This window comes from Paenibacillus thermotolerans (genome assembly GCF_028745515.1).
GTDB classification, from domain to species: Bacteria; Bacillota; Bacilli; order Paenibacillales; family YIM-B00363; genus Paenibacillus_AE; species Paenibacillus_AE thermotolerans.
Genome location: NZ_JAQZSG010000034.1, coordinates 37,964 through 50,438, shown reverse-complemented (window position 1 = coordinate 50,438; position 12,475 = coordinate 37,964). Strand labels below are relative to the sequence as shown.

General features: G+C 54.5%; 12 protein-coding genes. 1 reads left to right on the top strand and 11 read right to left on the bottom strand.

Annotated features, from left to right (window positions below; translation table 11 throughout):
• Positions 1-261: 261 nt before the first annotated feature.
• Positions 262-1,119 carry a nucleotidyltransferase-like protein gene (locus PT964_RS21810; protein ID WP_274365471.1) on the bottom strand — a complete coding sequence of 286 codons (858 nt, stop codon included), beginning with the start codon at positions 1,117-1,119 and terminating at the stop codon, positions 262-264.
• Between the two features lie 124 nt (positions 1,120-1,243).
• On the opposite strand from PT964_RS21810, the gene PT964_RS21805 reads away from it, so the two are divergent.
• The gene (locus PT964_RS21805; protein ID WP_274365470.1) at positions 1,244-1,585 is read left to right on the top strand and encodes a DUF2614 family zinc ribbon-containing protein; all 342 of its coding nucleotides are present in this window, start codon (positions 1,244-1,246) and stop codon (positions 1,583-1,585) included.
• A 44-nt stretch (positions 1,586-1,629) separates the two neighbouring features.
• Here PT964_RS21805 and PT964_RS21800 read toward each other — a convergent pair whose 3' ends face one another.
• The 10 genes from PT964_RS21800 to PT964_RS21755 form a co-directional block, all read right to left on the bottom strand.
• A complete protein-coding gene (locus tag PT964_RS21800) occupies positions 1,630-3,381 on the bottom strand; it encodes a glycosyl hydrolase family 18 protein (protein WP_274365469.1) in 1,752 nt (583 codons plus the stop codon).
• 109 nt (positions 3,382-3,490) lie between these two features.
• A complete protein-coding gene (gene perR, locus PT964_RS21795; protein WP_274365468.1) occupies positions 3,491-3,925 on the bottom strand; it encodes a peroxide-responsive transcriptional repressor PerR in 435 nt (144 codons plus the stop codon).
• Between the two features lie 113 nt (positions 3,926-4,038).
• Entirely contained in the window at positions 4,039-5,211 is a 1,173-nt protein-coding gene (locus tag PT964_RS21790) for a DUF4097 family beta strand repeat-containing protein (protein WP_274365467.1), read from the bottom strand.
• Between the two features lie 15 nt (positions 5,212-5,226).
• Positions 5,227-5,883 (bottom strand): DUF6677 family protein, encoded by a 657-nt coding sequence (locus PT964_RS21785; RefSeq protein WP_274365466.1) that lies wholly within the window; start codon positions 5,881-5,883, stop codon positions 5,227-5,229.
• Positions 5,884-5,899: 16 nt separating this feature from the next.
• Positions 5,900-6,097, bottom strand: a complete 198-nt coding sequence (locus PT964_RS21780; protein ID WP_274365465.1) for a hypothetical protein — start codon at positions 6,095-6,097, stop codon at positions 5,900-5,902.
• Between the two features lie 58 nt (positions 6,098-6,155).
• Entirely contained in the window at positions 6,156-6,803 is a 648-nt protein-coding gene (locus PT964_RS21775; protein WP_274365464.1) for an RNA polymerase sigma factor, read from the bottom strand.
• Positions 6,804-6,934: 131 nt separating this feature from the next.
• Entirely contained in the window at positions 6,935-8,383 is a 1,449-nt protein-coding gene (gatB, locus tag PT964_RS21770) for an Asp-tRNA(Asn)/Glu-tRNA(Gln) amidotransferase subunit GatB (protein ID WP_274365463.1), read from the bottom strand.
• A 29-nt stretch (positions 8,384-8,412) separates the two neighbouring features.
• On the bottom strand, positions 8,413-9,873 hold the full coding sequence (gene gatA / locus PT964_RS21765) for an Asp-tRNA(Asn)/Glu-tRNA(Gln) amidotransferase subunit GatA (protein WP_274365462.1): 1,461 nt from the start codon (positions 9,871-9,873) through the stop codon (positions 8,413-8,415).
• 24 nt (positions 9,874-9,897) lie between these two features.
• Positions 9,898-10,185, bottom strand: a complete 288-nt coding sequence (gene gatC / locus PT964_RS21760; RefSeq protein WP_274365461.1) for an Asp-tRNA(Asn)/Glu-tRNA(Gln) amidotransferase subunit GatC — start codon at positions 10,183-10,185, stop codon at positions 9,898-9,900.
• Positions 10,186-10,312: 127 nt separating this feature from the next.
• Complete coding sequence (locus PT964_RS21755) at positions 10,313-12,466, bottom strand: Ig-like domain-containing protein (protein WP_274365460.1); 2,154 nt, start codon at positions 12,464-12,466, stop codon at positions 10,313-10,315.
• Positions 12,467-12,475: the final 9 nt, after the last annotated feature.

The following is a 12,475-nucleotide window of genomic DNA, read 5'->3' as shown; positions in this document are numbered from 1 at the left end:
GCGACACCTTCGAAAAGTCCGTGCTCGTTGTTCAGTTTTCAAGGAACAAGCTTTGTTTCTTTGCTTGTCGTCGTTTTTAGCGGCGACTTTTATATACTATCACACACTCAGAATAAAATGCAACACTTATTTTTTTCCATTTACTCTTTCGTTATTCGGATCTTTCCGTACCGAACAACGTCTTTCTGAGGTGCAGGAGATAATTTAACACATCCCCAAACCAAAAGTCAAGGGATTTGCCGGAGGCAAATCCCTTCCCAGTTAGCTCGAATAACGCAGCTCCAGCAAATCGATATCGCTTCCGGCCGGTACGAGCACTTCTTTCACCAACGATTTCCCTGCCAGCTTCTTGAGCACCAAGTGCAGTTCGCCTTGGATCGAGCTTAGCTCCGGATGCATCTCCAGCTCCGCAGCGCTCCAAGGCTCACTTCTGCTCTTTAATATGCGGATCAATAAGCTGCAGCAATCCTCAAGCTTGGACATGACGGAAAAATCGCAAGCCAAGTGAGCAAGCCGCACCCGTTGTTCCACCGATTCCTGGCTCATGGTCAGCTCTTCGTACAGTTTGAAAATGCCCGGATTCAGCCGTTTGACCTGCTTCCAAACCGTCAACTCGGGCGTATGGCCTTGTTCCACGATCGACAGCCGCGCCCAATGATGAACCGCCGTAACGATGTGGCTTAAGGCGTCAAGCACGTCTCCGCCGTCCAAATAATTTTTACTCAAAATAAAATGGCGCAAAAACAGAGAGAACTCGCTCAGCAGACGCTTCTCCCGCTTCATCGGCGTAAATGTCAGCAATTGACTTTTCCCCTTCGCCAAAAAGCCATTCGTATCCATACAAATCTCACCAGCCATCACCCATTGTTGGACATCCTTATCTCCTCCGGGCGCAAGCTTCGCCTCGAAAGAAGTCCGGTCGTACCATCTTTCTTGTATGTAATGGTTGTCTTTACTATAATAATGAGTACGGCCGTTGCGGGGATCGCCGTCCGTTATGACGAGAACGAGCGCATCAAACCCGTCAATCAATGCCGAGAACTGCATCGGCCGCTCGACGAGCACAAGCCCATGCACATCTTTTCTATGTTTATACCGGCTCTCGATGAACGTTCTCATGTTTCTATTGAGCCCCCATTGTAACGTCGCCTTTTTGCTGTTAGATTTATGTTAATTCTACACGGATCGCACGGTTTCCTGCTGAGCGAGCAACCATTTTTCTTTGGAATAAGGTGGATATTTTATGGTTGGAAAATCAAGCAAAATCAATGAATTTCGGCTGTGGGGCTTGCTGCTTACGTTAGGCGGCATGGGATTGATGATTGCCGGCACCGCGGCGATCGTGTTCAAGTGGCCCGGCTCGGGAATTATATCCGGAATCGGGTTGGTGCTCGGTCTCATAGCGATGATGGGCAGCATGGCGATATATTTTTGGGCGGGAATGATGTCCACAAGCACTGTAACGATCGAATGCCCCGAATGCGGAAAGCCGACCAAGATGATCGGCAAGACGGACCGTTGCATGTTTTGCAAAACGATTCTCACCTTCGATCCGGACAAAGCAACCCGCCAAGCCCAGGGATAACAACCGCGAACGCAAAAAGTACCGCTCCGTCGGAGCGGTACTTTTTATTTATAAGATGATTGCAATGTGCCTTGAATGGTCTGCCAAACGGTCGGCCGCTCGAAGCCTCGGCTCCAAGCCGCAATTCCCGCCAAGTCATATTTGAGCGCCAGCTCGACTCTAGCCTTCACTGACGTTTCGTCTTCAATCCAAATCTTTTTGACCGTATTGTTTTCTTTAAATTCCACATAATGCTGACCTGATTCATGGTCCATCGCCGGCGTTAGCTTCTTCTCCGAAATCAGATTTTGTACGGCTTCCATACCGACGGCTTTCGAGGACACCTTCGTCTTGCCGTCGATCGTCTCTTCCGTCCATATCCGCGTGTAAAACGGGATGCCAAGCACTAGCTTCTGCCGCGGAACGCCGTGTTCTTCAAGGAGCGCCTTCACACCGCGTTCGACCCACGGCAGCGATGCGACGGAGCCGGCCTTCGGACTGCTTGCCCAATGCTCGTCGTAGGCCATCACCATCATGTAATCCACCGCTTCGGCAAGCGCCTTCCGATCCAAAAACCGCGACCAGTTTGCACTCCCTCCGGCGAAGGTGACGTCGATCGATACGGTTGCCCCCGCTTCATGCAGCAAAGGAGTAAGCTCTCGAACGAACTGGGTGAGCAGCGGACCGTCCTCTACATTCACATTTTCAAAATCGATGTTTATCCCGTCGAGCTTGTACAGCTTGGACCAGCTCACCAGCTGACGCGCCATGTTCATGCGCCGGTCGTAAGTCGACAAAGCTTGAGCGGTCAATTCCGGATCGAACCGGTTGGTGAACAATGCCCATACCTGATAGCCGCGATTGTGCGCCCAACTCACATAAGCGGGGTCGGCACCGCGGTTTTCAAGCGCTCCTTCCGCATTCAACAAGTGGAACCATGTCGGTGACACGACGTTCAAGCCTTCCATCGGACCGAACCGGCTCGGATCAGGCGTCTTCGTGTATACCTGCTCCCATGTAAGGACAACCTTTTCCCCCATCGGCCGTTTCGGGACGTATCCGTTCGCCGGTTCCTCCGATGCAGGCGCCGAGACAGTTTCTACACCCGAATATTCCAAATGCTTCTTTTCCGCAAATCCCACATGCCCGTTCGCTAACTGGACATAATACCATCCGTCCGTTTCTCCCCAGACGGCCGCCCGTCCGCCGGAACGCACTTCACTGACGATCGGCGATTTTATGGATGGCTCCAGTCTTACGGGTATCTGGAGCGTCTTCCCGTCTTCTGCGGCGGGAGCGGCAAGCCAAGTGATGACATCGTTCGGCTTGCGCAGCGTAACGATGCCCGTGTCCTCCGCTTCGGCAAATCGAACGCCGTAAAACCGCTCCAACGGTTCGATCGGCACGTATAGCTCCCCGTCTACATCGGCGGCCGGAAACCGGAGCTGAAACGGTTTATCGTTTACCCAAGCGTCCAACTGCTCGGACTGAAGGCGCACCACACGATTTTCCGTTGTAATTATGATGGAATTCGTATCCTTTTCATACATAATATTGGAATCGATAAGCTCCTGAAGCACGGTCAACGGAACAAGCAGGCTTTCGCCGTTCCCCTTCGCTCCCGTCTCCGCAAGCTTGCCCTCGTAAAAAATCGGCTTGTCCGATCCATAAGACGGAGTGATATGTTCTTTATTGGGAGCGAGCATGCTCCACCCGAGAGCTCCAAGAACGGTTGCAAGAACTGTAAAGATAAATACGACAAGAAATACGTTCCGAAGCCTCCGTTTCCGGCGTCTCGGAGCTATGAATTGACTCAACCGTTCCTCCTCCTCTGCTGCATATATGAGTTCAAAAAAAATGTGCCGCACTCCGGGCGACGGAAGACGACACATTCATGTACATTCGCGATTATCGTTCGATAAACGGTTAGTGCGTAACCGATTTGGAGCATTCCTCACAAATGCCGTAAACCTCCATCCGATGCCCATGCACCTTAAAGCCGGTATTCATCGCGGCGGCGTGCTCTACGTCCGTAAGCGGCGTATAGTCGAAATCGGCAATCTTTCCGCAGCGCTCGCAGATGGCATGGTAATGATCGGACAGATCGGCGTCAAAGCGGCTGGAATCGTCGCCGTACGTCAACTCCCGCACCAGCCCGGCCTCTATAAATAACTTTAAATTATTATATACGGTCGCAACACTCATGCTGGGGAAACGGTCCGCCAAAGCCTTATAGATTTCGTCCGCCGTCGGATGGGTCATCGATTCGAGCAGGTAGGACAAAATAGCGTGGCGCTGAGGCGTCATCCGCACACCGGTTGACTTCAATTTATCCAAAGCATGGTCCAACTGCGTCGACATGTTTCGTTCCCCACCTTTCTGACTGAAAAGCCAAAGTCTATAGCCATTGTACGTGCGAAAGAAACAGTTTGTCAACGAGTTAGCAAAATCGTACAGCGTTGACGCAGCCTGATTTATTGCTGGAAAATCGCCTTAAAATCGCTCTGCGTCTGAACCTCAACCTTGTATGTTCCATCTCCGACCTTTCCTTCGACGGAACGGGATTTCACCGTAAACCCGGACAAGAGCGAGTCAGCGCCTTGAACTTCAACCTCACCGATGACCGTCTTGCCGGAGAGCGTATAGTCTCCTTCGGACGGAAATTCAATCGTAATATCTCCCCACGAAGTATCCACATGCCAATCTCCGCCGATGGCCGACGGACTGATCTCAATATCGCCGTTCGTCGTACTTGCGCGCAGACTTCCTTGAACGCCGCGTACCTTGAGGCTTCCGTTCGTCGATTTCGCATCCACGCGTCCCGTCGCGATCGCTTCGATGTCCCCGTTGATCGTCGTCGCCTCGACGTCGCCTTCGGACACCTGAGCGGATATATCTCCGTTCATTGTATTCACATCGGCCGATCCGCTCACCCCTTCGACCGACACATCCCCGTTCATCCCCCGAATTTCCCAGCTTGCGCCGCGGTCCCTCGGCACGGTAATCTCCAGATGGACAACCGGTTCCTTCCGGTTTCCGCGGCCGTATTTGGCACCTTCGACTGTAATGCCGAGCGTCTTGCCGTCGGAAACTTTAAGCATCGTATTTTCGGCGATATCCTCCGCCTCTTCCTTCGAGCCGACTTGCGCTTTAACCAGCATTTCAATTCGGATGTCTTCCACGTCACCGGCACGAAGCGCGATGTCGCCGTTCGAGTTATAGAAAGAGATCTTTTCATGACTCGGTTTCAAAGAAACGTGCTGCGTCTCCTTTTGAACCTTTTGCCAGCCTCCTGCGTCCTCCAAAAACGCTCCTGCGCCGGACACCGCAACGCCGATTTTGTTCGCATCTCCCATCCACTTGTCGAATTGCCAAAGCGACTGCCAATTGACGATCGCCCCGATGGCCGCCGAAAGCACGATCGCGCCGACAACGCCTGCAATATCCAGCTTCGTTTGCACGTTTTCCTGCTGCCTGCGCGTTCCGTAGTATAAATATTCCAACCCGAGCAATATGAGCAGAAGCGGCCACCACTGAAGCAGGACGCCCGTATAGTGCGTCCCCTGCCAGCTGTCAAAAAGAAGCGTGCTGCCGGCGGCGATTAGAATGACCGCTGCGGTCAGCCGGCCAACTTTTATTACCATCATAAGATCACGCCTTCTTTACTTATTTTTTCGGGTTTCCGTAATAAAAAGAAACACGCCGCCGCCGATCAAAATAACCGCCCCGATAAAGGAGCCCGACCCGGTAAGGAGGCGTTCGATCCATACCGGCTTATTCGCCGCCAAAAAGATGAGAGCTCCGACTACGATTAAGCCAATTCCGATCTGGCTGCCGTTGATCGAACGGCGATAGGTGCTTCCTCCCGGAACGTCGTAAGGATAAGGCGAGGAGCCGGGACCGTATGGCATGGAATAATTCCCTCCGAACTGGTTGACCCGGTCCGTCGTCTGCAAAGCGTCAAACAAGCTGTAAAAGAAGATGACCGGCAGCATGATGCTCAGCAAGACGATCAACGGTACGAAATTCGCTTGTCCGAAGAAGACGATACCTGCGATCGTTCCGGCAAATAGAAGCATAAAAAACAAGCCCCGCTGCATGGCGCCCGCATAAAAATGGCCGAGCCCGGGCAGTATGAAGGACAACAAGCCCGCCGCCCATTTGCGCTTTCTGGGAAGGGGAGGAAGCGGCGGATACGGAGTATACGGCGCGCCGAACGGCGGTATTCCTCCGGGCGGCGGCGGTCCGAAGTCAGCTCCCTGCTGCTGATCCGCCGCATTGCGATTCGTCGATTGTTCCTGCTTGGTCCATTGGTCCATAATCGTTCTCCCTTCTTTAATTGAGCCGGATCAATTCCAGTCCGAATTGAACCGCATGCAGTACGTTGATTTGAATGAACATTCCTACTTGGTCCGGATTCATGCTCAATATCCGGGCGGGCATATCGCTTGCGACAAATACAACGGTAGCGGCCGCGGCAATCAGGCCGTTCCTCCACTCCGTCTGGAAATGGGGGACTACTGGCTTGGACACGCCGTCTTCATCCTTTAGGCGATCCATTAGCCGGTCCGCAAATCCTCCTGAGGGCTCGCTAAGCCTCATGCTCTGAAGCAGCGTATCCAGATGGTCCGATGGGCTTCCTTGAGATCGATGCCGGTTTTTCATCCCGATTGTCCTCCTCCGTCCATAATTGCTTCAAACGCTGCCGCCCTCTTGCCAGTCTCGTTTCCACCGTCTTGACCGGCACGGATAATATGGCGGCGATTTCGGCCGTATTGATCCGGTTGAAGTAATACATGGTCAGAATGACCCGATATTTCTCGGGCAATAGAACGAACAGCCTCCCGATCGTTTCCGTCTGCTCCGTGCGAAGAAAGCTTTGCTCCGGTTCGTCTTCGGGACTTGCGGGCGGTTCCGCCCTTTCCCCGTCCCCGCTGTCTTTCGCCCAAAAATACGCAAGCCTCCGCCTCTTTCGCCTTCTTAATTCGTCATGGAGCACGTTGGCCGCAATCCGGTATAGCCAAGTAGAAAATTTGGCGTCCGCCCTGAAAGAGCCGATGCTTCGGTATACCGAAATGAACGTTTCCTGGGCAAGGTCCTCCGCGGTGCCGCGGTCGCCGACGGACCGGTACATCAATGTAAATATGTAAGCTTGATAACGTTCCACAAGCACCCGGAACAAGCCCGAATCCCCGTCTTGCACGATGCTCTCGACGAGCTGTTCGTCTGTTGTCGGCACCGCTTCACCCCCTTTGCGGGTTCGTTCTACATCATTAGACGTAACGACGCCTGCGCACCCTTCATTTTATATAAACATATTTTTGCACAAAGAAAGCCGAAAGGTTCCCCTCTCGGCTGACATACGCACAATTATTGATTCAATCGTTCCACCAGCAGCTTGTTCACGAGACCCGGGTTCGCTTTCCCCTTCGTCTCCCGCATAATTTGTCCGACGAGGAAGCCGATCGCCTTCTCTTTGCCGGCTTTGTAATCTTCCACCGATTGAGGATTGCTTTCCACAATTCGGTTGACGATTTCCTTGATCGCTCCTTCGTCGCTGATTTGCACCAGCCCTTGCTCCTCGACGATCGTCTTCGGATCTTTCCCGGTTTCGATCATCGATTTGAAGACGGTTTTGGCTATCTTCGAAGAAATCGTGCCGCTCTCCAACAGTCCGATCATCTCGCCGAGACCTTTGCCCGTCACTTTCACGTCGGACAGCTCGAGATTGTTCGCGTTCAAATAACCGAGCAGATCGCCCATCATCCAATTGGCGACCGCCTTCGCGTCCTTCGTATAGCTTAAGCTCTCTTCGAAGAAATTCGCCAAATGCAGCGACGACGTAATTACGCCCGCATCATAAGCAGACAAGCCGTACTCGGACGTATACCGCTCCATGCGCGCATCCGGCAGCTCCGGAATCGTCGACTTCACTCGCGCCTTCCATTCATCGTCAATAAAGAGACGAACCAGATCCGGGTCGGGGAAATACCGGTAATCGTGCGCCTCTTCTTTGCTGCGCATCGACAGCGTCTTCCCTTGCGCTTCATCCCAGCGTCGCGTTTCCTGCACGACGCGCTCGCCGCGGTCGAGCACCTCCGCCTGGCGGATCTCCTCGTACTCAAGGCCGCGCTGTACGCCGCGGAACGAGTTCATGTTCTTCAGCTCCGCCTTCGTGCCGAGCTTCGTCTCGCCGGCCGGACGAAGCGAAATATTCGCGTCGCAGCGCAAGGAGCCCTCTTCCATCTTGACGTCGGACACTTCGCAATATTGCATAATCGCCTTCAGCTTCTCGAGGTAAGCGCGCGCTTCCTCCGGGGAACGGATATCCGGCTCCGATACGATTTCGACGAGCGGCGTGCCGACCCGGTTGAAATCGACCAGCGAGCCTGTGCCTGCGGGAAGGTGCGTCAGCTTGCCCGCATCCTCCTCCAGGTGCAGCCGAGTGATGCCGATGCGCTTCTTCTGTCCGTTCACCTCGATGTCGATCCAGCCGTTCTGGCCGATCGGCTGATCGTATTGCGATATTTGATACGCCTTCGGCGAATCGGGGTAAAAATAATTTTTCCGGTCGAATTTGCTGTCTGTGGCGATTTCGCAGTTGAGCGCCATTGCCGCCTTCATCGCGTATTCGACGGCTTGCTTGTTTAATACCGGCAGCACGCCGGGATGCCCGAGGCACACGGGGCAAGTATTCGTATTCGGCGGGGCGCCGAACTCGACGGCGCAGCCGCAAAATATTTTGGAATTCGTCTTCAGCTCGACGTGCACTTCGAGTCCGATGACGGTTTCGTATTTTCGATCCGTAACGGCAGTCATATACGCTTACATCCTCCTTTCCGTCAACCTTATAGCGATGGTTTTCTCTTATGATAGTCGGTAGCTTGCTCGAAAGCATGCGCCGCGCGCAGCAGCGTCGATTCGTCGAACGCCTTCGCGACGAGCTGCAGGCCGATCGGCATGCCGTCCTCGCCGAAGCCCGCCGGGACGGAGATGGCCGGCACGCCCGCCAGGTTCATCGGAATGGACGTAATGTCGTTCAAATACATCGTAAGCGGGTCCTTCAGGTTTTCTCCCGCCTTGAAAGCTGTCGTAGGCGCGGTAGGACCCAAGATGAGATCGAATTTCTCGAACGCGTTGTCGAAATCCCGCTTGATCAGCGTGCGTACCTTCTGGGCCTTCAAATAATAGGCGTCGTAGTAACCGGAGCTTAGCGCATACGTGCCTAGCATAATGCGGCGCTTGACCTCGTCGCCGAACCCTTCGCTGCGCGAATTCACATAGACGTCCAGCAGCGAGTCGGCATTCGCGGAGCGTACGCCGTACCGGACGCCGTCAAACCGCGCCAGGTTGGAGGAGGCTTCCGAGGAAGCGAGCAAATAATAAGTTGCGACCGCGTATTCGTTATGCGGCATCGAAACTTCTTCCCACACGGCGCCCAAGCTCTCGAGCGTCTTCAGTGCGCTCATAATCGCTTCTCTCACGGAAGGCTGGATGCCCTCTCCGATATATTCGCGCGGAACGCCGATGCGCAGCCCCTTAATATCGCCGGTCAGCGCGCTTAAGTAATCCGGAATGTCTACATTCGCGGAAGTGGAATCGTGCGGATCGTGCCCTGCGATCGCTTGAAGCACGTATGCCGCATCCTCCACTCTTCTCGTAATCGGCCCGATGCCTTCCAAGGAGGAAGCATAAGCCACAAGTCCGAAACGGGAAACGAGCCCGTACGTCGGCTTCAGCCCGACGACTCCGCAGAAGGAGGCCGGCTGGCGAATCGATCCGCCCGTATCGGAGCCGAGTGCGAAAAACACTTCGCCGGACGCGACCGCCGCGGCCGATCCGCCGCTGGAGCCGCCGGGAACGCGATCGAGATCCCAAGGATTGTATGCGGGGAAATATCCGGAATGTTCGTTGGAGCTGCCCATGCCGAATTCGTCCATGTTCGTTTTGCCGATCAGCACCGTTTGGGCGGCTTCCAGCTTGTCCGCCGCAGTCGCATTGTAAATCGGCGTGAAATTCGCCAGCAGCTTGCTGGCGCACGTCGTGCGAACGCCTTTCGTGACGATATTATCCTTCAACGCGGCCGGCAGGCCGAACAGCAAGCCTTTCGATTCGCCGTCGCCAAGCGTCTTGTCCAGCTCCGCCGCCTTCCGCATGGCGCCTTCTTCGTCTACGGTCAAAAATGCGCGAACTTTGCCGTCCACCTCTCGGATGCGGCGCAAGCTCTCTCCGGCGAGGTCCGAAACGGTCAGCTCTTTCCGGTGCATCCGGTTATGAAGCTCCTGCAATGTTTCATCGAATAAAGACAACGCCAACATTCCTTTCTTATGTACTTACTCCAGAACGGCCGGCACGCGGAATTGGCCGTCTTCTTCCTCCGGCGCGTTCGCAAGCACGTCCGCAAGCGGCCAAGACGGCCGGGCTTCGTCGGGGCGCATCACATTGCGCAGCGGAAGCACGTGGCTGGTCGGCTCGACGCCTTCCGTATTCAGCTCGTTCAGCTTTTCGGCATATTGTAAAATCGCGTTCAACCGCTCGGTAAACTGCTCCTTCTCTTCCTCGCTCAGCCGTAGGCGGGCGAGCGCCGCAACGTGCTCAACCTCTTTTCGGGTAACGCTCATTCGTCAAACACCTCTCTCGCGCATTTGTTTCAGTCTTAATGTATCATTATAGCTTAATCGTTCGCCGCCGTGCAAAGAAAAACAAGCCCGGCGGCGTTACGGAACGCGCCGGGCTTGCATGCTCACTTTATTGCGTTACCGTCGTCCGCAGAGACGCCGACTTGCCGCCGAACGCAGCCTTGATCGTAGCGCTCCCTTTCTTGACGGCCGATATTTTCCCGCCGCTTACTTTCGCGATCGATATATTCGACGAGGTCCACAGCGCCTTGTCGGTGACATCGGCCGTCGAGCCGTCGCTGTAGTAAGCCGTCAGCTTCGCGGAGACGCTTTGGCCCGACGTCAGCTTCACCGTTTTGTCCGACAATACGACCTTAAGCAGCTTCGGTTCCACCGTAACGGTAATCTGCAACGTATTGCCCTGGTATTCGCCCGTAATGACGGCCGTTCCTTTGGCAACCCCTTTAATGGAAGTGCCGTTCACCGCGGCGACCGCCGGATTGGAGGAAACCCATTCGACGTCCCGGGCGATCGATACTTTCTTCTTGTTCGAATCCAAGCCTTCCGCTTTGATCGTCTTGCTGCTGCCCGGATTCAGAACGACCGCCTTCGGCTCGAGCGTAATATTCGTTATTTTATCCTCGATCGTTACCGAAACGACGAACTCTTTGTTTAAATACGTTCCTTTCAGCGAAACCTTCGCAGGCAGCAAGCCCTTCATCGTGCCGCCCGAAAGAAGCAAATTCGGCGACGATACGGTCCACTCGATGTCGTCGGAAATATCCCGCTCCGCGCCGTCCTCGAAGATGGCTTTCACTTTCGGCCTCGCAATCGTCTGACCCTTTACAAGCGTAACGGTCTTCTCATCCGGAAGAAGAGCCAGCACCTTCTCACGCACCGTCACCTTCAGCGTATCCGCAAACCCGCGCAGCCTCATCGTAACGACGGCCTCGCCCGGCTTCTTCGCCTGCAGCTTCCCGTTCTCAATCGCTACGACTGCCGAATTGCTCGTTTCCCATTCGACGATCTCGTTAAACGTTATTTTTTCGCCGTTCAGATCGAGCCCCGTAACCTCGGGCAGCGACTTTACTTCATCTTTGAACAGCGTCATTTCGTTCTTCGCAATCGTAAGTCCTTCAACCAGAGGCATAACCATTACGGGTACCGACTTGGAAAGCCCCTTGTACTCAACGGTAATCGCAGCTTCCCCGACGCCTCTCGGCTTGACGCTTCCGTCCTCGACCGTCGCCACGAGCGGATCGGATGTCGTCCACTCGGCGTCGGCCGTAACGTCCGTCCGGGACGCAAAGTCGTTGGCGACCTCCGCTTTAAGCTTCACCGGCTCGTCGGTCCGGAACAAATATAACGGTTTGTTCGGCGTCACCGTCAGCGCCCGGTACGGCAAACGGACGATGATTTCGTACTTTGCGCTTCGGCCGTACTGATTTACGGTAATGACGGCCAGCCCTTCGGAAAGCAGCGTAAGCTTCCCTTTCTCCACCTTGACGACCTGCTCGTTGGAGGAGGTCCATGTCACTTCATTCGTGACGTTATTTTCCGTATTGTTCGGCAGCGTCGCCATCGCGCGCAGCTCCGCTCCCGATTCCCCCACCAAAAATTCATTGTCGTCCGGAGAAACGATGGCTATCGAACGATAAGGAGAGCTGATTTCGAACGTAACCGTATCGGTCCGGCCTTTATACTTTACGGTAATCGTCGCTTTCCCTTCGGCAACCAGCTTTACCAAGCCGTCGCTCACCGTCGCCGCGCTCGTGTTGCTGGACGACCAGTACGCTTCGTCCGTCACGTCGAACGTGCTGTTGTCCTGCTCGACCGCATCGGCTTTCAGCTGAATCTCCTTGGCGCTCAAATCGACGGAAAGCGTGCCTGTTTTATCCAGACGGACCGCTTGGAACAAGTAATCGACGGTGACGTCGAGCGTTAGCGTGCGGCCCTCGTATTTGGCTGTTATTTTGGCGGTGCCCTGGCTCTTCGGCTCCAATAAGCCTTTGTCGACCGTTACGACCGAAGGCTTGGACGACGCCCAATAGGCTTGGTTCGTTACGTCTTTTTTCGTCGTTTGGCCTTGGATCGTCGCCAGCACCTTGACCTGTTTGTCTTCATGGTCCACATACAGATGCGCCGGAGAACCGTTATCGAATTCGATACCCGTCACGATCTCCGTCTCCGCGTGAACCGCTTCGGGCTGCAGCGGCAGCAGCAGGCCGGCCAGCAAGGCGGCAATCAAGGTAAAACCGGTCATTCGTTGCTTAATGTACGACAACTTCTCTCT